The 24105-nt window shown below is 69.5% G+C and carries 10 protein-coding genes and 2 riboswitches; of the genes, 2 read left to right on the top strand and 8 right to left on the bottom strand.

The genetic code is table 11. The features are described from left to right. Nucleotides 1-135: 135 nt before the first annotated feature. The 6 genes from BLP83_RS03125 to gcvP form a co-directional block, all read right to left on the bottom strand. On the bottom strand, nt 136-5109 hold the full coding sequence (locus BLP83_RS03125; protein ID WP_091238694.1) for an NAD-glutamate dehydrogenase: 4974 nt from the start codon (nt 5107-5109) through the stop codon (nt 136-138). A gap of 325 nt (nt 5110-5434) precedes the next feature. Beyond that, entirely contained in the window at nt 5435-5872 is a 438-nt protein-coding gene (locus BLP83_RS03120; protein WP_091239438.1) for a tetratricopeptide repeat protein, read from the bottom strand. Nucleotides 5873-5889: 17 nt separating this feature from the next. Further along, nucleotides 5890-12864 carry an FG-GAP-like repeat-containing protein gene (locus BLP83_RS03115; RefSeq protein WP_091238692.1) on the bottom strand — a complete coding sequence of 2325 codons (6975 nt, stop codon included), beginning with the start codon at nt 12862-12864 and terminating at the stop codon, nt 5890-5892. A gap of 95 nt (nt 12865-12959) precedes the next feature. Next, entirely contained in the window at nt 12960-14174 is a 1215-nt protein-coding gene (locus BLP83_RS19195) for a hypothetical protein (RefSeq protein WP_176763986.1), read from the bottom strand. 607 nt (nt 14175-14781) lie between these two features. Next, nucleotides 14782-15198 carry a hypothetical protein gene (locus BLP83_RS03105; RefSeq protein WP_091238689.1) on the bottom strand — a complete coding sequence of 139 codons (417 nt, stop codon included), beginning with the start codon at nt 15196-15198 and terminating at the stop codon, nt 14782-14784. Between the two features lie 156 nt (nt 15199-15354). Beyond that, entirely contained in the window at nt 15355-18234 is a 2880-nt protein-coding gene (gcvP, locus tag BLP83_RS03100; RefSeq protein ID WP_091238687.1) for an aminomethyl-transferring glycine dehydrogenase, read from the bottom strand. A gap of 163 nt (nt 18235-18397) precedes the next feature. After that, a riboswitch (glycine riboswitch) is annotated at nt 18398-18493 on the bottom strand. A 37-nt stretch (nt 18494-18530) separates the two neighbouring features. Beyond that, nucleotides 18531-18628: riboswitch (glycine riboswitch) on the bottom strand. 84 nt (nt 18629-18712) lie between these two features. Here gcvP and BLP83_RS03095 point away from each other — a divergent pair. After that, entirely contained in the window at nt 18713-19888 is a 1176-nt protein-coding gene (locus tag BLP83_RS03095) for an endonuclease/exonuclease/phosphatase family protein (RefSeq protein WP_091238685.1), read from the top strand. Between the two features lie 231 nt (nt 19889-20119). On the opposite strand, the gene BLP83_RS03090 is transcribed toward BLP83_RS03095, so the two are convergent. Then, nucleotides 20120-20677 carry a Maf family protein gene (locus BLP83_RS03090; RefSeq protein ID WP_091238682.1) on the bottom strand — a complete coding sequence of 186 codons (558 nt, stop codon included), beginning with the start codon at nt 20675-20677 and terminating at the stop codon, nt 20120-20122. Beyond that, nucleotides 20674-21615 carry an MBL fold metallo-hydrolase gene (locus tag BLP83_RS03085; RefSeq protein WP_091238679.1) on the bottom strand — a complete coding sequence of 314 codons (942 nt, stop codon included), beginning with the start codon at nt 21613-21615 and terminating at the stop codon, nt 20674-20676. Before BLP83_RS03085 ends, BLP83_RS03090 begins: the two co-directional genes overlap by 4 nt. 125 nt (nt 21616-21740) lie before the next feature. On the opposite strand from BLP83_RS03085, the gene BLP83_RS03080 reads away from it, so the two are divergent. Continuing rightward, nucleotides 21741-23855, top strand: coding sequence for a S9 family peptidase (locus tag BLP83_RS03080; protein ID WP_091238676.1), 2115 nt, complete (start codon nt 21741-21743; stop codon nt 23853-23855). Nucleotides 23856-24105: the final 250 nt, after the last annotated feature.

Below are 24105 nucleotides of genomic sequence, written 5' to 3'. Positions count from 1 at the left end.
ATGGGCCTTGGGCGAGACCCCAGCCGCAGGGGCTGGGGTCGGGGTGCACCATGCCACAGCGCGACTTCGGCGTGCAGGGCGATCCGCGCGGAACGTCCACGCGAACCGCCCCCAGAGGCGGCCGGCGATCGGACCTCAGGCGCTGCCGGCCGCGGCCAGCTGGGCCAAGCGACGCACCGCCACCGAGACGGTGGGATAGTCCATGGCGAGCTGGGTGCGCATGTCGGCGAACATGCTCAAGGTGAACTTGAGCGCGGTGTCGTCGCGGTCCAGCCAGGCCGACAGCCGCTTGCCGACATCGCCCTTGCCGTGGCGCAGCACCTGGGCCACCAGCGCGCCCTGCTGCTGCTGCATCTCGTCACGCATCGAGCCGCGCGCCAGCGCATGCCAGCGGCCATCGACGGGCAGCTCTTCGATCTTCTGCAGCAGCCACTGCAGATGCAGGGCTTCGCCGAGGCCGGAGTAGACGCGGGCGACGTCGGTCACCGGCAGCTGGTGCACGCTGGCGACCTCGACCACATCCAGCACGGAGTACAGCATCGACAGGGCGGCCAGCTGCTGGGCCAGGCCCTGCGGCAGGCCGGCATCGAGCCAGCGCGCGCGTGCATCGGCGAAGCGCGTGCGGTCGCCCTCGGAGAGGATCTCCGGCAAGGCGGCGCGCAGCGACTCGATGCCCGGCTGGTAGCGGGCCACGGCCTCGGCGATGTCGAAGCGATCGCCCGGGCGGTTCAGCAGCCAGCGGGTCATGGTCCGCAGCAGGGTCCAGATCTCCAGCAGGGCGTCGATCTGCGCCGACTCGGGCACCTTGAGGTCGAGCGCGTCGATGTCTGCCCACAGCGCGCGTGCGTCCAGCACTTCGCGGGCAATGCTGTAGGCCTTGGCGATCTGCGCCGGACTACGGCCGGTGTCCTCCTGCATGCGCATCAGGAAGGTCGCACCCATGCGATTGACCATCGAGTTGGTCACCGCGGTGGCGATGATCTCGCGGCGCAGGCGGTGGCGCTGCATGTGCTCGGCGTAGCGCTCCTGCAGGGCCTGCGGGAAGTAGCGCACCAGCTCCTTCGAAAGGTAAGGATCTTCCGGCACGTCGGACTCCAGCAGCTGCTGGAAGGCGACGATCTTCGAGTACGACAGCAGGATCGCAAGCTCCGGACGGGTCAGGCCCAGGCCGCGGGCCTTGCGCTCGGCGAACTCGGCATCCGAGGGCAGGTACTCCAGCTGGCGATCGAGCAGGCCCTGGCTCTCCAGCGTGCGGATGAAGTGCTGTTTCGAGCCCAGCCGGTAGACGCTCATCCGTTCCATCATGCTGATGGCCTGGTTCTGCCGGTAGTTGTCGTTCAGCACCAGCTGCGCGACTTCATCGGTCATGGCCGCCAGCAGGGCATTGCGGTCGGGCGTGCCGAGCTCGCCGCGGCCGACCGCGTCGTTCAGCAGGATCTTGATGTTGACCTCGTGGTCCGAGGTGTCGACGCCCGCCGAGTTGTCGATGAAGTCGGTGTTCAGCATCACGCCATTCATGGCCGCTTCGATGCGGCCCTTCTGGGTCATGCCGAGGTTGCCGCCCTCGCCCACCACCCGGCAGCGCAGGTCGCCGCCGTTGACGCGGATCGCGTTGTTGGCGCGGTCGCCCACTTCCGCATGGGTTTCGCTGCTGGCCTTGACATAGGTACCGATGCCGCCGTTCCACAGCAGATCGACCGGCGCCTTCAGAATCGCCGTGAGCAGTTCGTTCGGCGACAGCGCGGTGACGTTTTCGGCGATGCCGAGAACCTCGCGCACCTGCGGGCTGATCGGTATGGACTTCAGGCTGCGCGGGTACACACCGCCGCCGGCGCTGATCAGGACCCTGTCGTAGTCGTCCCAGGACGAGCGCGGCAGGGCGAACATGCGCTCGCGCTCGACGAAGCTGCGCGCCGCGTCCGGGTTGGGGTCGAGGAAGATGTGGCGGTGGTCGAACGCAGCCACCAGACGGATGTGCTTCGACAGCAGCATGCCGTTGCCGAACACGTCACCCGACATGTCGCCGATGCCGACGCAGGTGAAATCCTGGCTCTGCGAATCGCGGCCCATGGCGCGGAAGTGGCGCTTGACCGACTCCCAGCCACCCTTGGCGGTGATGCCCATGCCCTTGTGGTCGTAACCGACCGAGCCACCCGAGGCGAAGGCGTCGCCCAGCCAGAAGCCGTGCTCCTGCGAGATCGCGTTGGCGATGTCGGAGAAGGTCGCGGTGCCCTTGTCGGCCGCCACCACGAGGTAGGGGTCGTCGCCGTCGCGGCGGACCACGTCCTGCGGATGGATCACGCCCTGCTCGCCGAGGTTGTCGGTGATGTCCAGCAGGCCGTTGATGAACAGGCGGTAGCAGGCGATGCCCTCGGCCAGAACGGCGTCGCGGTCGCCGCCCACCGGCGGACGCTTGGCGTAGAAGCCGCCCTTGGCGCCGACCGGCACGATGACCGTGTTCTTGACCATCTGCGCCTTGACCAGGCCCAGCACCTCGGTGCGGAAGTCCTCGCGGCGGTCGGACCAGCGCAGGCCGCCGCGGGCCACCGGCCCGTAGCGAAGATGCACGCCCTCCACGCGCGGGCCATAGACGAAGATTTCGCGGTAAGGCCGCGGCTTCGGCAGGTCGGGCACGGCATTGGGGTCGAACTTGAAGCTGATGTAGTCGCGGTGCCTGCCGCCCGGGCGCTGGAAGTAGCTGGTGCGCAGGGTGGCCTGCATGACGCCCAGGAAGCTGCGCAGGATGCGGTCTTCGTCGAGGCTGGACACCCCCTCCAGCAACACACCGAGGGCATCATCCGTGGCGTCAACGAGCGCCCCGGAGTCGAGGCCGCGGGCATTCGCCACGGCTTCGATCTGGGCCAGCACGGCCTCGCCCGGTTCGGCGCCGGCCACCGCCAACAGGTTCGTGCGCAGGGCCGCCGCGCCGGCCGCGCGTTCGGCGTCGGTCTCACGCAGGCGGCTCGGGTCGAACAGGCCGTGGAAGTACTCGACCAGCACGCGCGCGACCAGCGGGTAGCGGTTGAGCGTGGCTTCCATGTAGGGCTGGGAGAACGGCGCCTGCGCCTGCAGCAGGTACTTGCAGTAGCCGCGCAGCATCGCCACCTGCCGCCAGTCGAGGCCGGCGGTGAGGATCAGCGCGTTGAAGCCGTCGCTCTCGGCCTGGCCGCGCCAGATGTGTTCGAAGGCCTCCTCGAAACGGCCGCGCAGGGCCTCGACGTCGATGCTCTCGAAGCCGACCTGCTCCTGCGCGCTGACGACCTCGAAGTCCTGGATGAAGATCGATTCGCTGCCCACCACCATCTCGAAGGGGTGCTCGGAGAGGATGCGCAGGCCCATGTTCTCCATCATCGGCAGCGCGTCCGACAGCACGATCGGGCTGCCGTAGCGGAACAGCTTGAAGCGCAGGCGCGAACCCGACTCGCGGCTGCTGCGGTAGAGCCGCAGGCGCAGATCCTCAGGACCATGGAGTGCAGCGGCCTGCTCGACGTCCTGGGCCGCCACCTCGGGCGAGGCCTGCTCGATGTAACCGACCGGCAGGGCCTTGCCGTAGCGCTGGGTCAGCTTCAGGCCGCGCTCCTCGCCGAGTCGCTGCACCAGCAGGTCGCGCAGCTCGTCGTGCCAGTTGCGCACGATCTGCGCCAGTTTGGCCTCGATGGCGGCGACATCCACCTCCAGCGACTCGCCGCTGCGCGGACGCACGATCATGTGCAGCTGGGCCAAGGGGGAATCACCCATCTGCACGTTGGTGTCGAGACGCTCGCCGTTCAGGGCTTCGCGCAGCAGGGCTTCGGCGCGCAGGCGCACATCGGTGTTGTAACGGTCGCGGGGGATGTAGAGCAGCACCGAGTAGAAGCGGCCGTAGCGGTCACGACGCAGGAACAGGCGGGTGCGCGAGCGTTCCTGCAGCGCAAGGATGCCCATCGAGGTCTGGTAGAGCTCGTCCTCGCCGGCCTGGAACAGCTCGTCGCGCGGCAGCGATTCGAGAATGTGGCGCAGCGACTTGCCGCTGTGGCTGTTGGGCGCCAGCCCCGACTGGTGCATGACGTGCTCGTAGCGGCGCCGCACCAGCGGGATCGTCCACGGGCGCGAGGCGTAGGCGCTCGAGGTGTAGAGGCCGAGGAAGCGGTGCTCCGCCACCGGGCGGCCGCTCTCGTCGAACACCAGCACGCCGATGTAATCCATGTAGCCCGGGCGATGCACCGAGCTGCGTGCATTGGTCTTGGTGAGGATCAAGGCCCCCACCGCGCCAGACTGCGGCATGTGGGTGGCGGCGAGCGTCTTCAGCGGCCGCGGCTTGGCGGTGGCATCGCGCCCCGACAGGATGCCAAGGCCGGTGCCCTGCACGGCGTACAGCAGATCCTCGCCGCTCGAATCGTCGCGGCGGTATTCGCGGTAGCCCAGGAAGGTGAAGTGGTCGTCGGCGGCCCAGCGCAGGAACTCCTGCGCCTCGCGACGGCCCTCTTCGCCGATCGGCATGGGCCGCTCGTCCATCGAAGCGATCACCGAGAGCATGCGCTCGCGCATCGGCGACCAGTCGCGCACGCAGCTGCGGACATCGGTCAACGCGTTGAGGATGGTTTCCTGCACGCGGCGGAGGTCCTCGGGCTCGGCGAGGCGATCGATCTCCAGATGCATCACCGACTCGTCGGCGCCGCGCTCGCCGGCCGACAGCACATGGCCGCCCGGGTCGCGTTGCACCGGCAGCACCGGATGGATGATGGCGTGCAGCTGCAGGTCGCAGTTGGCGACGGCCATGCTCACCGAGTCGACCAGGAAGGGCATGTCGTCGTTGACGATCTGCACGATCGTATGCGCGCTGTCCCAACCCTCACCCACCTGCGTGTTGAAGATGCGCAGCTTGGGCGCGCCGGGGCGGCGCTCGCGCATGAACTCCAGCAGATCGGCGATCAGCGCTGCCCACAGCTCGGGCGCGCGCGCCGCCAGCTCATCGGCCGGCATGCGCCCGAAGAAGCGCCGAGCAAAGGCGGCGGCATCGCCCTGCCGGGGCGCCGGCAGCCTCCTGTTGAGGGCTTCGAGAATGGGGTCCAACAGGGTGCGATCGGCAGTCGACATGGCGGAGGTTCTTGGCTCTGGGGGCGGAGCCATTCAAGAACCGCGAATGATAGTGGAGATCGCGCGCCCAGGGCTCCCCATGAGGCTGCTTTGCAAGCGCCGTACCGCACGGTATGCCAATCACGATCAGGGCGCCGCAGCCCCGCTGCAGGGACAGAGAATGCATCCGCCCGGCAGTGCGCCCCCAGCCCGCGGGGTCCTCCGGTCGCCGCGGCGGAAACCCCGCCAGGTGTCCGGGGGCAGGCGGCGCGCAGATCCCGCACGGAACCCAGGCGGCGGGAGCGGAGAACTCGCGAAGCGCCGCAGGCCTCGGCGCTCAGCGGCGCCCGCCGCTGGCGGACGCCGCTTCGCTGCGAGTTCAGTCCAAGCCGCGCAGGCGGGTTCTGAGGAAGGCGTAGTACTTCGGGTCTTCGTCGGCGAACAGTTCGCGGCCTTCCGCCATGTAGGCGCGCGCCAGCTCGTCGGCCGCGCGCGCGGTGTTGCCGAGCTCCAGCTGCACCTGCCCGAGACGCAGATGGATGAAGCCCGTGCCCAAGGCGCCGGGCACCCGCATCGCCCGCGTCAGCAGCTCGTGCGCCCGGACATGCTCGCCGAGCAGGAAGTGGCAGTCGCCCAGCGCGGTGAGAATCCAGCTCGCCGCCTCCCAGCGCTCCACCGGCGGCGGCAGCAGGTCCAGCGCGTCCTGGTAGGCGGCGATCGCCGCGCGCAGGTCGCCCCCTTCCTCGCAGATGCGGTTGCCGGTGTCGGTGAGCTGCACGATTTGAGCGTGCAGTGCATCGTCGAGTTCGTCCGTCATGTCGTCTCCGAAGGCGGTCATGGCCAGGGGCCCACATGACCCAGGGGGGCACGGTAAGTCTGGCCGAGCATGGCGCCATTCGACGAGTTCAGCGGCCCCCACTCGAACTCGTAGTTGCTCGCATCCAGCATGAACTTGCGCACCTGCGCCGAGCGCGCGCCGTACTTGTAGCCGGTCTTGTTCCAGTACGCCACGGCATCGACGATGTGGCCCATGTGGATGTTGCGATCGAGCGGTTTCCACACGCGCTTGCCGCCACGCTGCACCACGACCTTGACGAACTTGCTCTTGCCGATGGTCTTGATCAGGCCCTTGGCCTTCATGCTTGCTTCGACCTGCCTGCCGGTGGCCGAGCTCTTGCTGGGCGTGCGGCCCATGGCCTTGAGGCGACGCGAGCAGCTGTGCGGGTTGTGTACCAGCACCTCGTCGTCGCCGGCGAAGTAGTTGTGCGCCTGCTCGACCTCGAAGTTGAAGACTTCGGCGCCCTGCGCCACCGGCTCGACGCCCAGCACGGGCACGCGCTCGCCGTCCCGCGACAGCAAGGGATCGCCCGGCGCCAGGTCTTCGGCGGCCACCCAGCCGCGCTGCTCGACCCAGAAGGGATGCTCGGGCGTGGTGCGCAGCACACCGCCTGGCGTGCTCACGTCGGTCAGGGCATCGACGCTGCGCCGGAACACCTCGGTGACCGGAAAGGCGGCGGCAGGCGCATCGCCGAGACGCCCGTACACCCGCGAACCCGGCGCGATGGTTTCGATCGCCGCGCGGCCGTGCTCGGTGGCGATCGGCGTGCCGGCGACAAAGCTGAAACAGACCACCTCGCCCCCGAGACCGGCGTCCTCGAGCTCGGAGGGGCTCAGCGCACGCTTGGTGCTGGCGCTGGCGTCAGCCGACTGCAGCGCACGGTTCTCGATGGCGGTGGCCTCGCCGTCGACCAGGCCGCCGGCGCTGCGGCGGGCGCTGCGTGCGGCCACGGACGCCTCTTCCGCGAGGGCCGTCTCGCCGCGCGCGGCGAAACGACCGCCGCGCGTGGCGACGCGACCGAAGCCGGCCCCCAGCCCCGCCGACAGCCCGCCGGTCAGTCCGCCCAACAGCGCGGATTCGACGATGTCCTTGGGGCTGCCGCCGCCCAGCGCAGCGAAGGCAGCGTTCTCACCGGCGCCGATCAGCACCTCGCCGACGATGCCCACCGCCACGCCGGCCTCGGCGGCCACCGGGCCCGCGGCCCCGCCGACGGCGCCGATCGCCGCACCGGCGAAGATGCCCGCGTAGGTCTTGCCCGCGCTCCAGTCCCAGTGCGCGGGATTCATGGTGTGGTTGATCGCCGCGCCGCCGGAGTAGGCGCCGATCGTTGCGCCGACGATCGCCATCACCGCCACCACGATCAGGAAGGCCTCCTCGCCATCGGGATCGGTCAGGCTGAGCGGGTCGTTGCCGACGTAGGCGTAGGGGCTGGAGAACTGCGAGGCGGGATCGGGCTGCAGGAAGCGGCCCAGCCCGGGGTGCTGGTAGCGCGCGTCGAAGTAGTAGAGGCCGCTGTCGTGGTCGCGCTCCTTGCCGCTGAGCTTGGGCCGGAAATCGTCCGGCCCGCGGCTGGCCGCCTCATCCACCGCGCCGTAAGGCTGGTAGGCGACCAGGCTGGATTCGCGCCCCAGCGCATCGGTCACCACGGTCGTGCTGCCCAGGTGATCCGGACTGAAGTAGCGCAGGCCGGCCACAGGCAGGCCCTGCCCCGGTGCCAGCGCGGCCCAGGTTGGCGCCGGGTTCTGGGTGAACAGGAAGACCGCGAGCACCCAGGGGGTGAGCGCACGCGTCGCGCGCTCGCGCCGTGATTCGCCGGGCAGGCGCTGCTGCAGCAGGATCAGGGCAGAGGCCAGCGCAGCCAGCAGCCACAGCGCAGCCAGCAGCAGAGCCGGCGTCAGCAGCCGACCTGGCAGCAGGGCCACGCCATCCGGGAGCAAAGCGAGCACGGCCGCGGTGTGCGCGGCGAGCGCTCCCGGCGCGACCATGGACAGGGTCTGGATCCTGCTCTGCCACTGCACCAGCGCGGCCTGCTTGGGATCGCTGCGGTCGGTGCTGAGCGCCGCCACCCGGCCCATCGGGCCGTGCACATAGCGGGTATGCACTTCGCGCCCTTCGCGCAGCACCACGTCGTAGTCGGCGGAGACGTAGAGCGATACCGTGCCATCGGCATCGGTGCGCTTCAGGCGGCGACCGTTGGAGTCGTACTCGGCCTGCATCACCGGCACGGCATCCTTCGCGACCTGCTGCATCGCGTTTTCGCTGTTGTAGCCGTAGCGCCAGTCGCTGCCGGCGCCGACAAGGCGCGCGACGTTGCCGTTCGCATCGTGCTCGACCGCGAGCCCGTCGCTGCCGGATTCGATCTGATTGCTGTCGCTGCGATAGCGGAAGCGCACGCCGTCCTTGAGGGTGATGTTGCCGGCGATGTCGTAGTCGAACTCGAGCACCTCACCGCCGCTTTCGACCCGGCGCAGCCAGCCCATGCCGTCATAGCCATAGGTGGCCGCGACGGCCGCTCCGTTGCTGCCCTCCACGCGGCGCGCGCTGACCTGGCCGGCGGCGTTCCAGCTCAGTCGGGTGCGCTGCAGCAGGCTCCCATCTGCCGCGTTGACCTGCACTTCGCGCGGCCGACCCAGCGACTCCGCGTAGGGGTAGTAGGTCCACGCCATCGCCACACCGTTGCCGTAGCGTCCGGCGAGCGGCTGGTTCAGCGGGCTGTACTGTGGAAACTCGGCGATCAGCTGCGGCGAGGAGTCCGCCGTCTCGCGCAGACGCAGGATCTGCGGATTGCCCTGCGCGTCGCGCTCGATGTCGAGGATCGCGCCATCGGGATAGACGATCTGGCGGGTCTGTCCGTCGGGGCCGTAACGCGAGGTCTGCAGGAAATCTCGGCCGTCGATCGACAGCCACTCGCCCGCGGTCTGGCCGTAGCGGGTGTAGCTGTACTGCTCGATGGCTCCCGGCCCCGCCACGCGAGTGAGTTGGCCGCGCCCGTTGGCCATCCGCGGATCGTCATAGGTGAACGCGTAGCTGCGCTGCCCGGAGGGCCCCTCGCTGCTGCGCCGGCTGATTCGCCCGAGCGCGTCGTACTCGAACTGGCTGCGGTTGCCGGCGGCATCCTGGCTGTGACGGAGCAGGCCATCGTCGGCATAGGTGAACTCGGATCGACCAGTGTCGCTGCCCTCGACCTGCACCACGCGCCCGACCGAGTCGTAGACCAGGGTGGTGACGTCGCCGTTCGCTCCGACCACCCGGCGCGTCTGCAGAACCGGGTCGTATTCGTAGCGCAAGGCGCCGCCGTTGCTGCCCATACTGCCGAGCAGGGCTTCGCGCACCGAGCGATGGTGGGTCACGCTGCGCTCGTCGGCGGTGCCGGCGGCAAGCGCCGAGCGCACTTCCAGTTCGCCGCGCAGATAGGCGTAGGTCTGTGCCGTGCCGTCGCCCTGTTCGAGCCGGACCAGGCGATCCATCGCGTCGTACTGACGGGCGCTCCAGACCGCGGGCTCGCCCTCGGCCCTGGGGTAGGAGCTGCGCCAGGGGCGCCCCAGGGCGTCGTAGTTCTGCTCCGTGAGCACCTGCCCACTGCCGGCCGGCCCCGATTTCAGCGCCAGTGTCGGCCGTCCCAGGCCATCGACATAGCTGCGGATGAAGGGCCAGGCGCCGCTGTCCTCGGCCGACCAGCGATCACGCTCGCGGATCTCCTTGTAGGTCCCCCGGCTGTCGCGGCCATAGCGATGCTCGGCCAGGCGCACACTGGCCGCGCCGGTGTCGGCTTCGGGGTCCGGACCCCATTCCTCCTTCAGCCGCCCGAGGCTGTCATAAACCCAGCGCTGGGCGTTGCCGTTGGGATCGATCTCCAGGATCTGATTGCCATAGCCCGGCTCGTGCGCGTATTGCACCACCAGCGAAGTACCGTCGGCGAGTTCAGGCGAGGTGACGCGAGCGGTGAAGGTGCGGAAGGCCGTATCAATCTCGATACGAGTGGTGTTGCCCGCCCAGTCGGTCAGCGCGATCGTGTTGCCGAGCGCGTCGTAGCCCTGCCCCTGGCTCAGCCAGACGGCATTGCGATCGTCGTAGATGCCGCGCGCCACCACGTTCATCCGCGCGTCGTAGCCGGTGCGCTCGAAGCGCAGATCGGTTTCGGGCCGCCAGTCCGGGGCGCGACCGGCGAGGAAATCGCGACAGGCTGCAGCCGTGCGCGTGGTCTTGTGCTGCAGGGGATAGCCGAGCCGCCACTCCGCGCCGCTGCGGTTGTCGTACTGCCAGCAGTCGAAAACGTCGTCTTCGGGCGTGGCCAGATCGCCGAAATCGGACGACAGCGCGAGATTGCCGAAGGCGTCGTACTCGTAGCGCTTCTCGTAGACGTAGTCGGCCACGCCGCGGGTATAGGTCGAGGAGCGCTCGCTGCCGCGCTGCACCTGGTAGACGTTCGGGTACGGGTTGGCCACCGCCGGGCTGAAGCTGGCCGAGGTCAGCAGGCTGCCGTCAGCCGCGAACTGCTGTGACTCACCGATGAAGGCGACCACCGGATAGTCCTGGACGTACCGCGTGACGGTGCTGCGCCCATCGGCCAGGGTGGTTCGGCGCACGCGCTCGAAGCCCAGCCAGCGGCGCAGCGTGAGGTGGGTGCGCGCACCCTCGTAGCGGTAGGCGAAGCGGTAGGCCCCGCCCTGGCCGTCCTCCTGGGTGAAACGCTGGACCACGTAGATCGGAGCGCGCACATCGAGGACTGGGAACGCGACCGGCCCACCTTCGGCATAGACGCTGTCGTCGGTCAGCGGCCGGTACTCGACACGGATGCTGCCGCCGAGACCATCGACGATGCGGTTCACCAGATCCGGATACGGCGCCTCGTGCACGAGGGCGTACTGGATGCCGGCGGCGGCATCGCTGCACCAGAGATCCGCCATCGCGTCGCCGTTGAAGTCGACGAGCTGGGCGCTGCCGCCTGTGCACCAGCCGGAGCGCAGCAAGCCGCTGGCATCATTGCCCGGCGCGCGCAGCTCGCTGCCGGTGGAAAGCAGCAGGAGCTGTCGCCCGCCGGGCTCGCTGCAGGCGATGTCGGCGAGACCGTCGGCATTGAAATCGCCGGCATCGGGCGCGCCCTGGGCGTCACGGCACCAGCCGCTGCGCACGGTGCCATCGGCGCGCGCGTTCGGGCTGCTCAAGCGATCGCCGCCGGACAGCATGATCTGATGCAGACCCTTGGCGGCATCGCGGCAGTAAAGATCGCCAAGGCTGTCGCCATTGAAATCCAGGGTCGCGATCTGGCTATCGCCGCCACACCAGGACGTGGTCAGGATGCCGCGCGCCGAGGCATTCGGACTCACCAGTTGCTGCCCGTTGGAGACCAGCACGGACTGGGTGGCGCCATCGCGGCAGTGCAGGTCGGACTGGCCGTCGCCATTGAAGTCGGACCAGAAGCTCTGCGCAGCGGGCGCATCGCAGTAGCCGCTGGCCACCCTGCCGTTGGCGCTGCTGTTGGGCGAGCGCAGCTCGCTGCCGGTGGAGACCAGCACGCGATGGCTGCCGTCCGCGCAGTCGCAGCCGATATCGGCGCGTCCATCTCCATCGAAGTTGAGCCAGCTCGCGGTGCAGCCGCGACTGGCCTCGCACCACGCCTTCGGAACGTTCAAGCCGCCATCGGGACGCGGATTGGGGCTGACCAGGCCATCGCCGGTGGAAACCAGCGCGCGCGCGCGCGAGTCGCCGGTGCTGCAAAGCAGGTCGGCCTTCTGGTCGCCATTGAAATCCGCCCACTGCAGCTCGGCGCGCTCGCCGCTGCACCAGTTCTGCGGCGTGGGCAGGCGTCCCTGCGCCTGCGCTGTCGCCGGGCGCAGTCCGGTGCCGGTGGAGAGCTGGGCGAACGCGTTGCCGGCCTGGGTGCACAGGAGATCGGGGCGGCCATCGCCATTGAAGTCATGGCTGGCGGTCGTGCCGCTGACGCACCAGCCACGGATCAACTCGCCGCTGGCGCCACCATTGGGCGAGGTCACCGCGTTGCGCGTGGCCTGCCACTCGAATCGGGTCGGCGGCAGGCAGGTACCATCGCCGGCACAGGCCGTGATCGAGCGCAGCAGGCTGCGTCCGCTGCTGGCGCTGATGTCGTAGGCCAGGGCATAGCTCGCGACCGGCGCGCCCTGCACTTCGGTGCGGATCGCGCGCAGCCGGCGCGTGGCGAGGAAGCGCACCCCACCCTCGTACTTGGGGATGGCGTTCGGCCGAGCCTCGTAGTCGAAGCGCACCGCGCGCTGCGCCACCAGCCCCTCTGCCGCGTTGATGGTGTAGCGGATCGCCGCGGGCATGTTTTCGAGGTTGCTCGGATCGCGCAGGTAGTCGACCTCGACGGCATTGCCATTGAGGTCGGTGGTGCGCGCGATTTGCCAGGAGATGATGTCGTCACGACCGGGCACCGGGACGCTTGAGTCGACGTTGGTGCCGAACTCCAGACGCCAACCGTCCTTGTTGTGGGCGACGAAGGCGCAGGGCCCGCTGCCGCAGCGGCCCTTGGCCACGACCTCGGTCCAGGTCTCGCTCTCGGTGTGGTAGCGCGTACCGTCGGCGCCGTAGACGCCCTCGCCGACCAGGATCAGGCGATTGCCATCCAGGCAGAAGCGGTCTTGGGCGTCGAAGCGCACCGAGCCGATGTAGCCGTCGAGCGGCAGGGTCGCGGGACAGCGGGTAATCGAAGACAGGCCAGCCAGGCTGACGCCCTGGCCCACCACGCCGTCGCCCTGCTGGCTGTTGTACTGCAGCCCAAGCGCGGGCTCCATGCCGTTGGTGCCGGGCGGGACCTGCAGTTCGAGGCTGTAGGTCGAAGCGCCGATCGAGCTGACCACGTAGCGCCCGGTGATGCCGCCGGGCGGCGCTTCGGCCGCGCTCTCGGCGCTGACGGAAGCGGCCGCGGGCGTGGTGACGCAGAGCAGGGTGGCGAGGGCGATAGGGCCCAGTCGCGCGAGGACGGAGGCATGCATGGGACTCTCCTGGCAGGGGCGGAGTCCGGCGCGCAGCACAGGGCTGCGGCCGGCGCGAGCGGAAGCGCCCGCGCAGGGGCGCTTCCGCGCCGGGCTCAGATCGCCTGGCCGTTGATCAGGAACTGGCCGGGCACGCCATCGCGGCCGTTCTGGCCGATGTCGGAGCCGGCGATGCCGTTCTTGCCAGCCTCACCTGCCGTGCCGCCGCGTGCACCGGCAGCGCCACCCTGCCCGCCCTTGCCGCCAATTCCTGGGCTACCGCGCAGGCCGCCACGACCGAGGCTGTTGTTGCCGATCACGCCGCTGTTGGCATCGGCGGGGGTATAGACGACCGTGAGGTAACCGCCATTGCCGGCATTGCCGCCGTTGGCGCCAGCGCCGCCGTTGCCGCCGACGCCGCCATTGCCGCCGCGGCCGCCGTCGGGCTGGAAGGCGCCGCAGGTGGTGCCGCTGCCGCCCTTGCCGCCGTCGCCGCCCTCGCCACCGCGGCCACCCTCGCCGCCCGGGCCGCCGTTGCCGCCGCGCTGCAGGACAGTGAGGTTGCCCTTCAGGCTGCCGATGCTGATGCGCACGTTGGGGCCGTTCATGCCGTCGACACCGTTGAAGCCATTGCCGCCGTCGCTGCCATCGGCGCCGTTCTGGCCGTTGCTGGCGCCGTGCGCCACGGCACCACCGCAGCAGTCGCACTCGGCGTTGCCGCCGTTGTCGCCGTTCTTGGCCTTGCCGGGCGAATTGCCGGCGTTGCCGGGCGCCCCATCCAGGCCCTGCACGGTGATGTCGTTCGGCATGGGCGACTGCCCGCCGGGGATCTTCTCCAGCACTTCGCAGGCGAAGTGGGCGTCGACCGAGATGATGATGTAGCCGCCATCCTTCAAGGTGACCTTGCCGAACACGGTGACCGCCGAGTTGCGGTTGATGATCAGCGGGTTGGCGGCAGTGATGACGATGTCCGCGGCCGCATAGGCAAGCACGGGGAACACCGGAAAGCGCTGCTCGAGTGCAGCGCTGGTCTTGCTGTCGGCCAGCCCGCGCACGCCGAAGACGTGGTTGCTTACCGCCTGCCGCGCCATCATGTTTGTCAGGCTCTCGATCTTCTCGGCGGTGAGCGGGCTCGACTGCTCGTGCTTCATGTCGGCCAGGCCCGCGACCCGGCGCAGATTGTCGATGCCGCGCACCGGCAGCATCACCGGCCAGGGGCCGTCGTGGAAATCGGGGTCCAGCCCAAGCTCACTGACACGCGCGCGGTAGCGCTGCTGCTGTTCGGCGTTGAGCGGGGAAGAAGCGGCAGACGATTCGGATTTGACAGCCATGGCGAGCCTCCAGGGGCAGTGGGTTGCCGGCCCGGAGGCCAGCGAGGAACCGGACTCCGCCAAGCGGCGTGTCCGGGTGCCGCCACCCTGCAGTCAGCGCCGCCGGCCCCGCCTTACGGAAACCTTACGGTGCGCAAGCCTTTGATTTTCATGCGCCGAGCGACCAGGGCACCGGCCGGCGGACGGCGCCCCCGGGGGTGAGTTCGACAGGCGGATCGGCCTTGGCCGCACACCCCAGCACCTTGCCAAGCGGCACTCGCCCGCATCTGGCCGCGGGCAGCTTCGGGACCGGATCGGACGCTTGCGGGTGCGATGAAGGCGCCGCAGACCGGCTCGCGTCGCGCTGGCGATGAGGGAGTGCCGCCCGCGTTCGCGCCACGCTCAGCGAGGCGGCAGGCCCGACCGGCCTGCTGCGCGATGGTTTCGAACCCGGCCCATGGCGCGCGGATTGAGCAGTCCACGCGGCAGTCCACTGCGTGTTGGACATCGTCGGCACTGCAGCTGCCGACGAGCCCACGGGACGCGTCGCAGCACCCGCGTTCAGCTCGCGATGGGCTTGAGCCTGGGGCCGATATCGCAGCCTTCGCGGAGCTTCCGCGGTGGCACGCTAATGGCTCTCGGCGTTCCAGAGGGTCGGCAGCCCCAGCCGTTCACAGGAATCACCACACAAAAGCAGGGCACCACCCTCTCGTTCCAGCGCAAACGCTGCGATGCGGGTGTCCTGCTTCAGCACCGCGCCATCGGCAAGCACGGTGAAGAGGTACACCACTGGACCTCGTTCGCTCCGCCGCTCCATACGGATGGGCACATGCTCCTGCACCCCGTCGATTCGTGCCTGCAGGTGCCCCACGCCACCGACGAGCTCGGCCTGCAGCTGCCTGTCGCTGCTCCAGATCAGCAAGGTCCAAGTCTGGACGCGGTGGGCGTTCCAAGCCCAGAGCGCGGTCGCCAACACGATCGCAGCCAGCGCGGCAATCGCGACGATCCAGGCGGACCGAGTCCGCAGAGCTTTCTCCTCACTCAAGGCAATCGCCTCCTGCGGTACAAGGCTCTCGGGCCTGGGATCCTCGCCGCCATGCTGCCCTCGATGCGGGGAGCAGGGTGGCCGCGACGATGTTGGATGCAGAAGCGCGGGACGTGACTGCGCCCCGTCGACGCGGGGCGCAGCTTGGTCAGTACCTCAGGCAGCCTCGTCCCGGTACTCCTCCGGGCTCGGGCAGGTGCACATCAGGTTGCGGTCGCCATAGACGTTGTCGACGCGGCCGACCGGGCACCAGTACTTGTCGGTGCGCGACACGCCCGCCGGGAACACCGCTTCCTCGCGCGAGTACGGGCGCGACCAGTCGGCGTCGACCAGGTCGTGCACGGTGTGCGGGGCGTGGCGCAGCGGACTCTGTTCGATGGTGAAACGACCACCCTCGACCTCGGCGATCTCGCGGCGGATCGCGATCATGGCCTCGCAGAAGCGGTCGATCTCGGCCTTGGCCTCGGACTCGGTCGGCTCGATCATCAGCGTGCCGGCCACCGGGAAGCTCATGGTCGGGGCGTGGAAGCCGTAGTCGATCAGGCGCTTGGCGATGTCGTCGACGCTGACCCCGCAGAGGTCCTTGAGCGGGCGCGGGTCGATGATGCACTCGTGCGCCACGCGGCCGTTGTGGTTGCGGTACAGGGTCGGGAAGTGCGGCTGCAGGCGGTCGGCGATGTAGTTGGCCGACAGGATCGCGACCTCGGTGGCCTTCTTCAGGCCCTCGCCGCCCATCATCAGGATGTAGGCATACGAGATCGGCAGGATCGAAGACGAGCCGTAGGGCGCCGCCGAGACCGGACCCACCGGCGCCTTGCCGCCGTCGAGCTCGGGATGGCCCGGCAGGAAGGGAATCAGGTGGGCCTTGACGCCGATCGGGCCCATGCCCGGGCCGCCGCCGCCGTGCGGGATGCAGAAGGTCTTGTGCAGGTTGAGATGGCTGACGTCGGCGCCGTAATCACCCGGACGCGACAGGCCGACCTGCGCATTCATGTTGGCGCCGTCCAGGTACACCTGGCCGCCGTGCGCATGCACGATCTCGCAGATCTCGCGGATGCGCTCCTCGAACACGCCGTGGGTGGACGGATAGGTCACCATCAGCGCGGCGAGGTTGGCGCTGTGCTTCTCGGCCTTGGCGCGCAGGTCGTCGACATCGACATTGCCCTCGCGGTCGCACTCGACCACCACCACGTCCATGCCGACCATCTGCGCGGACGCCGGATTGGTGCCGTGCGCGGACGAAGGAATCAGGCAGACCGTGCGGTGGGTGTCGCCGCGCGAGAGGTGGTAGCCGCGGATCGCCAAAAGGCCCGCGTACTCGCCCTGCGCGCCCGAGTTCGGCTGCAGGCTGATGGCGTCATAGCCGGTGATCTCGACCAGCCAGCGCTTGAGATCCTCGAACAGCTCGCGGTAGCCGTGCGCCTGCTCGGCCGGCGCGAACGGGTGCAGGGCACCGAACTCCGGCCAGGTGATCGGGATCATCTCGGCGGTGGCATTCAACTTCATGGTGCAGCTGCCGAGCGGGATCATCGCGCGGTCGAGCGCCAGATCGCGGTCGGCCAGCTTGCGCATGTAGCGCAGGATCTCGGTTTCCGAGCGGTACTTGCTGAACACCGGATGTTTGAGGCAAGCGCCGCGACGCTGCAGGGCGTCGGGAATGGCGGAGGCCGCGTTCTCCTCGATCGCGGCATAGTTCAGGGCGCGACCGAACACCGTCCAGACCTTCTCGACGATCTCGGGCGTGGTGGTCTCGTCCAGGGCGATGCCGAGGCGCGTCTCGCCGATCAGGCGCAGGTTGATCTGCGCGGCGAGCGCGTGCTCGACGATGGCCGCGCGCTGGCTGCCGACATCGACCGTGATTGCATCGAAGAAGGCCTCCTGCTCGGGCTTGAAGCCCAGACGACGCAAGCCCTCGGCCAGGGTCGCGGTGCGGCGGTGCACTTGATGCGCGATGCGCTGCAGGCCTTCAGGGCCGTGATAAACCGCGTACATCGAGGCCACCACCGCCAGCAGCACCTGGGCGGTGCAGATGTTCGAGGTCGCCTTGTCGCGACGGATGTGCTGCTCGCGGGTCTGCAGGGCCAGGCGATAGGCCGGCGCGCCGCGCGAGTCGACCGAGACGCCGATCAGGCGGCCCGGGATCGAACGCTTGATCGCGTCGCGCACCGCCATGTAGGCCGCGTGCGGGCCGCCGTAGCCCATCGGCACGCCGAAGCGCTGGGTGCTGCCGATGGCGATGTCGGCGCCGAGCTCGCCGGGCGGGGTCAGCAGGGTGAGCGCCAGCGGGTCGGCCGCCATCACGGCGATGGCGCCGGCCGCGTGCAGCTTGGCGATCACCGCGCGCGGGTCATGCACGGCGCCGTAGGTGTCCGGGTACTGCAGGATTGCGCCGAACACCGCGCTCGCGTCGAGATCGGTCTCCGGGTTGCCGACGATCAGCTGCCAGCCCAGCGGCTCGGCGCGGGTGCGCATCACGGCGATGCTCTGCGGGTGGCAGTTCGCATCGACGAAGAAGGCCTTGGACTTCGACTTCGACACGCGCTGGGCCACGGCCATGGCCTCGGCGGCGGCGGTGGCTTCGTCCAGCAGCGAGGCGTTGGCGACATCAAGCCCGGTCAGCTCGGTGATCAGGGTCTGGAAGTTCAGCAGGGCTTCGAGGCGGCCCTGACTGATCTCCGGCTGGTAGGGCGTGTAGGCCGTGTACCAGGCCGGGTTCTCGAGGATGTTGCGGAGGATGACCGGCGGCGTCAGGGTGCCGTGGTAGCCCTGCCCGATCAGCGAGGTGAACACCTGGTTGCGGCCGGCAATCTGGCGCAGACGGGCCAGCGCCTCGACCTCGGACAGCGCAGGCTCCATGCCGCGCAGCGGCTGCTGCTGGCGGATCGAGGCCGGCAGGGTCTCTGCCATCAGCTGCTCCAGGCTGTCGCAGCCGACGGCCTCGAGCATCTCGCGGATTTCCTGGGGCGAAGGGCCGATGTGGCGGTCGGCGAATTCGCGGGCAACGTGGGGCTGACGCAGATGGGAGGGAGAGCTCATGGCGCGGGCACCTGGGGCGAGGGGCAATCGATCGGCGCCGTCGCGTGTCGCAGGCACGCGCACAGGCCGCGGCGCGCGGGGCGCGAGCGGTCGAGCGTGGTGGGCATGCGGGTGTCGGACACGGGGCGGCGCTCGGCAACCGGACGACAACCCGTCCGGCGTGGGCGCCCCATCTGTCTGTTCGCCTGAGAGCGTTATCCCGTCGGCGGACCCAAGGCGCAGTGCAGAAGGCGCCGGATCTCTCTCCAGATGCGTGCTGCGCGCGGCGGACGCGCCTGCCATCGCAGACGTCTCCACCGGGCCACCCGGTCCTTTTGCCTGAGAGTTTCCGGGGCGGTTGCTCCTTCGGCGCCGTCCGACCCGAAGGCCGGCAGGTCTCTCCCGCGTGGCGGCGGAATCCTAGCATGCGGCCGTGAGGGCAACTTCGACGCTCGATCGACTCGGCTATGCTTCTCTCCTTTCGTCGGCGGACTCCCGCATGCACGCCCTGCTCAAAACTGGCGCCCTGCTGCTCGGGCTGGCCGCCGCCGTCGCGGCCCCAGCCGCCGAAGAGGCGCCCGCCGTGAACATTCGCGTCGCCACCTACAACCTGGCCCTGACCGACGACCAGCCCGGCGCGGTGATCGACCGCCTGCGCGGCGACGACGCCCAGGCGCGAAAGCTCGCCGCGGTCATCCAGTCGGTGCGCCCCGACATCCTGCTGCTCAACGAAATCGACCGCGACGAGGCCGGCGAGGCCGCGCGCCTGTTCCGCGAGCGCTACCTCGGCGTTGGCCAGTCCGGGCTCGCGCCGCTCGACTATCCCTACAGCTTCCATGCGCCGGTCAACACCGGCGTGCCCAGCGGGCTCGACCTCGACCAGAACGGCCAGCTCGGCGATCCGGGCGACGCCTGGGGCTTTGGCCGCCACCCCGGCCAATACGGCATGCTCGTGCTGTCGCGCTATCCGATCGATGTCGAAGCGGCGCGCACGTTCCAGCACTTGCGCTGGGCCGATCTGCCGGGCGCCCTGCAGCCGCGGCTGCCCGATGCCGACACCCCCTGGTATCCGGCCGAGGTCTGGGCCCAGCTGCGACTGTCGTCGAAATCACACTGGGACCTGCCGATCGACACGCCGCTGGGTCGCCTGCACCTGCTCGCCGCCCACCCCACCCCGCCCGCCTTCGACGGCCCCGAGCGGCGCAACAAGCTGCGCAACCACGACGAGCTGAAGCTGTGGCGCGACTACCTCGACGGCGCCGACTGGATGGTCGACGACCAGGGCCGCCGTGGGCCGCTGGCGGCGGATGCGCACTTCGTCATCGTCGGCGACCTCAATGCGGATCCGGTCGAAGGCGACAGCCTGCCCGGCGCGATCCAGGGCCTGCTCGAACACCCGCGCGTGCAGGCCAAACCCGCACCGCGCAGCGAGGGCAGCTTCGAAGCCGCGCAGCCCGGCCAGGGCCAGGAAAGCGCGCAGCGCGGCGACCCGAACACCGAGACGGCGCAGTTCAGCCCCCGACGCGGCACCATGCGCGTCGACTATGTGCTGCCCTCGAGAGGCTTCAAGGTGCTGGACGCCGGCGTGTTCTGGCCCAAGCGCGGAGAGCCAGGCAGCGACTGGGTGACGGCCAGCGATCACCGCATGGTGTGGGTGGATCTAAGCCGGGAATAGGGAATGGAGAATCGGGAATCGGGAGAGCCGCGGCGTCCCGATCACCCGGTACGGGCGCCTTCCTCGCTTGCTTCCCGTGGGAGCCTGATTGCAGGCGCCTAGAATCCGATGCTGTGCCCAGCGCCGCACGGTGCCAGCACGTTCGCCACCGCAAGCGCGGCGCTTAGTGACTGGTCATTCGGGATTCGCAGCGATGCGCCCACTGCGGTTTCGATTCCCGATTCCCGGCTCTCAAACCATCCTCGCCAGCTCGAACAGCGGCAGCCCCATCACCCCGCTGTAGCTGCCCTCGATGCGGCGGATGAAGGCGGCGGCGCGGCCCTGGATGGCGTAGGCGCCGGCCTTGCCGAAGCATTCGCCGCTGTCGATGTAAGTGGCGATCCGGGCCTCGTCGAGCGTGTCGAACTCGACCTCGGTGATGCACAGGGCCTCGCGGCTGCCCTGCGCGTCGGCAAGGCAGATCGCCGAGACGGCCTGATGGCGACGCCCGGACAATCGCCGCAGCATGGCGGCGGCGTCCAAGGCGTCCTGCGGCTTGCCGAACACCTCATCGTCCAGGATCACTTCGGTATCGGCGGCCAACACGCGGGCGAAGGGCTGGTGGCCGACCCGGTTCCAGCCGGCCTCAGCCTTCTCGCGGGCGACCCGCTGCACGTAGTCGAGCGCCGGCTCGCCGGGCTCACGCTGTTCTGGAATCTCGATCTCCAGCACCACGTGGGCGATGCCGAGCTGGCCCAGCAGCTCGCGCCGCCGCGGTGACTTCGAAGCGAGGTAGAGCACGCCGCTCATGCGCGCGCCTCGCGGTCCAACCACACGCCCAGGCCCTGCGCGTTGAGCTCGATGTCCATGCCCAGCAGCTCGATGAGCTCGGCGCGACTCTGCCGGCAGCCGTGGGCGGCGGCGCGCGCTGAATAAAGCTCGGCCAAGTCGGCACAGATCGCGGCGTGCCGCGCCTCTCCCGCCAGCCCGGAATGCGACCGCGCGATCGCCACCATCGCGTCGATCTGCGCGAACAGGGCCTGCGCCAGCGCTTCGGGCGGCGCGACGCGACCGTAGTGCGTGAGGTACATGCCCTCGGGATCGAAGTCGAGCATGCGCGCGATCGAGGCCTTCAGCGCGTCGGGCTCGAACTGCACCGGCGTGGTGGTGGGCAGGATGAAGGCGCCGGCCGCGCTGTCGAACTCGCGGTAGCTGAGCCCGAAGGTGTCGCCGGTGAAGAAGCTGCGGCTCCGCGCATCCCAGATCACGATGTGGTGGCGGGCGTGGCCGGGCGCGTCCAGGCACAGCAGCTCGCGGCCGGCGAGGTCGATGCGGTGGCCGTCGCCGGCCTCGACCACGCGGGCGGCATCGATGGGCAGGATGCGCCCGTAGGTGCGCGCCACTTCGTCCTCGCCGTAGACCGCGCTGGCGCCGGCGATCAGCTGGCTGGGGTCGATCATGTGGCGGGCGCCGCGCGGGTGCACCACGAGCCGCGCGTTCGGCAGCGCCTGCATCAGTTGGCCGGCGCCACCGGCATGATCCAGATGCACATGGGTGAGGATCAGCCAGTCGACGTCGGCGGGGCTGAGCCCCGCCGCGGCCAGGCCCTGCAGCAGGGCCGGCACCGAGGCGTTGAGTCCGCAGTCGACGAATGCGCCGCGGCCGTTCTCGACGATCAGGTAAGCCGCATCGAAGTTCGGCCGATGGAAGCCGGTGTCCAGCGTGTGGATGCCATGGGGCGGGTGCATGGGCGTGCTCCGGGCGGAAGACGCCGGAGGATAGCGGAAGGGCCGCAGCAGGCCGACAGGACTATCCGCACGTTCGGCGCGGCGCGCGCCTGCCTACCCTGTGGCCAGTCGTACCGGAGCCCGTGATGCCCAACGCCCCCCTGTCCTGTCCGCCCGCGCCCAGCCATCCGCTGGTCGTCCTGCTCGCCCGCAGCGCTGCCGTCCTCGTCGGTGGCGTGGTCGGGCTGGCGCTAGCCCTGCCCGCCTGTGCCGAGGAGCGTCCGCCGTTGATGCCGCCGGACGTCTTCGATCTGGAGTGGGCCAGCCAGCCCGAGCTTTCGCCCGATGCGCGCCAGGTGGTCTACCTGCGCAACCACTTTGACAAGCAGAACGACCGCCGCCGCGGCCACCTCTGGCTGCTGGACCTCGAACGCGGCACCCACCGCCCGCTCACCACCGGCCGCAGCGGCGACGGCGCGGCCATCTGGTCGCCGAACGGCGACCGTATCGCCTGGGTCAGCGCGCGCGAGGGCAAGTCGCAGATCTGGGTGCGCTGGATGGATACCGGCGCCACCTCGGAGATCAGCCAGCTCGAGCGCAGCCCCTCGGGTCTGTCGTGGTCGCCGGACGGCCGCTGGCTGGCCTTCAGCATGGCCGTACCCGCCCCCACCCAGCCACTCGCGAAGCTGCCGCCGAAGCCCGAAGGCGCCAACTGGGCGCCAGCCGCCAAGCTGATCGAGGACATCGGCTACCGCGCCGATGGCCGCGGCTATACGGAGCCGGCCTACACCCACGTGTTCGTGCTGCCGGCCGAGGGTGGCACTCCGCGCCAGGTCACGCAGGGCAAGGTCAACCACCGCGGCAGCCCGCGCTGGCTCGACGGCGAAACCCTTCTGGTCTCGGCCAACTACGCCGGGAACGCGGCGCTCGATCCGATGGAGAGCGAGCTTTACCGCGTGGATCTGCTCACCGGAGCCGCCACCGCGCTGACCGCGCGCAAAGGCCCGGACATGCAGCCGGCACTCTCGCCGGATGGCAAGCGCATCGCCTACATCGGCTTCGACGACCAGCGACGGGGCTACACCCAGACGGGCCTGTACCTGCTGGAGCTCGGCAGCGGCGAGAGCCGGCGCCTGCTGGCGGATTTCGACCACGCCATCGACAGCCCGAGCTGGGACGGCCGCGGCCGCATCGTCTTCAGCTACGACCGTCAGGGTGAAACCCACGTCGCCCGCATCGATCCGCGCAGTGAGCGCATCGAAGTGCTCGCACGCGACCTCGGCGGCACCGCGATGGGCCGGCCTTACCCGGGCGGCAGCTTTTCGGTGGCGGGCGAGCGCGTGGCCTACACGCTCGGCACCGCACTGGCGCCCGCCGAGGTCGGGCTGATCGAGCGCGGCCGCGCGCGCGCGCTCACGGATCTGAACTCGGACGTGCTGCCGCAGCGCGAGCTGGCGCGGATCGAGGAGATCTGGACGAAGTCCGGCCACGACGGCCTCGACATCCAGAGCTGGATCGCCCTGCCGCCGGGCTTCGACCCGTCGAAGAAGTACCCGCTGCTGCTCGAGATCCATGGCGGCCCCTACGCCAACTACGGCCCACGCTTCGCGCCGGAGATCCAGCTCTACGCCAGCGCCGGCTATGTGGTGCTGTATTCCAACCCGCGCGGCAGCACCAGTTACGGTCAGGCCTTCGCCGACCACATCCACCACAACTACCCGAGCCAGGACTACGACGACCTGATGAGCGCGGTCGATGCGGTGGTCGCGCGCGGCTACGTCGATCCGGCGCAGCTGTTCGTCACCGGCGGCTCGGGCGGCGGCGTGCTGACCGCCTGGATCATCGGCAAGACCGAGCGCTTCCGCGCCGCGGTGGTGGCGAAGCCGGTCATCAATTGGACGAGCTTCGTGCTCACCGCCGACTTCTACCCGCTGTTCTCGCAGTACTGGTTCCCGTCGATGCCCTGGGAAGACCCCATGCACTACTGGAACCGCTCGCCGCTGTCGCTGGTGGGCAATGTGCGCACGCCAACGATGCTGGTCACCGGCGAGGACGACTACCGCACGCCGATCTCCGAGACCGAGCAGTACTACCAGGCGCTCAAGCTGCGCGGCGTGCCGGCAGCGATGCTGCGTATCCCGGGTGCCGGCCACGGCATCAATGCCCGCCCCAGCCAGATGCTGGCGCAGGTGCTGAACACGCTGGGGTGGTTTGAGAGGTACAAGGCCGGGAATGGGGAATCGGGAATGGAGAATCGCTGAAGGGCCGAGCATCGCGCGCTGAAGCTGAGGATGGCTGAGCGCGCGGCGTGATTTGCCCCCTCTCTCCAACCCCTCTCCTTCCATGGGGGAGGGGCTCGTATCACAGCTTCGATCTCGGCTTCCGCAAGGCAGCACGTGTCGCGGCAACGTGCTCTTTCGAATCCCGAATCCCGAATCCCCAATCCCGGCGGCAAAGACGCCGCTGCTACACTCCGCCGGCCCACGGGGGTGGGGTCGGCGGGTTCGATGG

Origin of the sequence: Aquimonas voraii, assembly GCF_900101825.1 — a bacterium.
Classification (GTDB): domain Bacteria; phylum Pseudomonadota; class Gammaproteobacteria; order Xanthomonadales; family Xanthomonadaceae; genus Aquimonas; species Aquimonas voraii.
The sequence above is the reverse complement of the archived record's forward strand: the minus strand, read 5'-3'. Positions and strand labels throughout refer to the sequence as shown.

Coding starts and splice junctions, on each gene's coding strand:
- BLP83_RS19195 (WP_176763986.1), bottom strand. CDS start 14,174: ATGGCTGTCAAATCCGAATCGTCTGCCGCTTCTTCCCCGCTCAACGCC.
- BLP83_RS03085 (WP_091238679.1), bottom strand. CDS start 21,615: ATGCACCCGCCCCATGGCATCCACACGCTGGACACCGGCTTCCATCGG.
- BLP83_RS03095 (WP_091238685.1), top strand. CDS start 18,713: ATGCACGCCCTGCTCAAAACTGGCGCCCTGCTGCTCGGGCTGGCCGCC.
- BLP83_RS03080 (WP_091238676.1), top strand. CDS start 21,741: ATGCCCAACGCCCCCCTGTCCTGTCCGCCCGCGCCCAGCCATCCGCTG.
- BLP83_RS03115 (WP_091238692.1), bottom strand. CDS start 12,864: ATGCATGCCTCCGTCCTCGCGCGACTGGGCCCTATCGCCCTCGCCACC.
- BLP83_RS03090 (WP_091238682.1), bottom strand. CDS start 20,677: ATGAGCGGCGTGCTCTACCTCGCTTCGAAGTCACCGCGGCGGCGCGAG.
- gcvP (WP_091238687.1), bottom strand. CDS start 18,234: ATGAGCTCTCCCTCCCATCTGCGTCAGCCCCACGTTGCCCGCGAATTC.
- BLP83_RS03125 (WP_091238694.1), bottom strand. CDS start 5,109: ATGGCTCCGCCCCCAGAGCCAAGAACCTCCGCCATGTCGACTGCCGAT.
- BLP83_RS03120 (WP_091239438.1), bottom strand. CDS start 5,872: ATGACGGACGAACTCGACGATGCACTGCACGCTCAAATCGTGCAGCTC.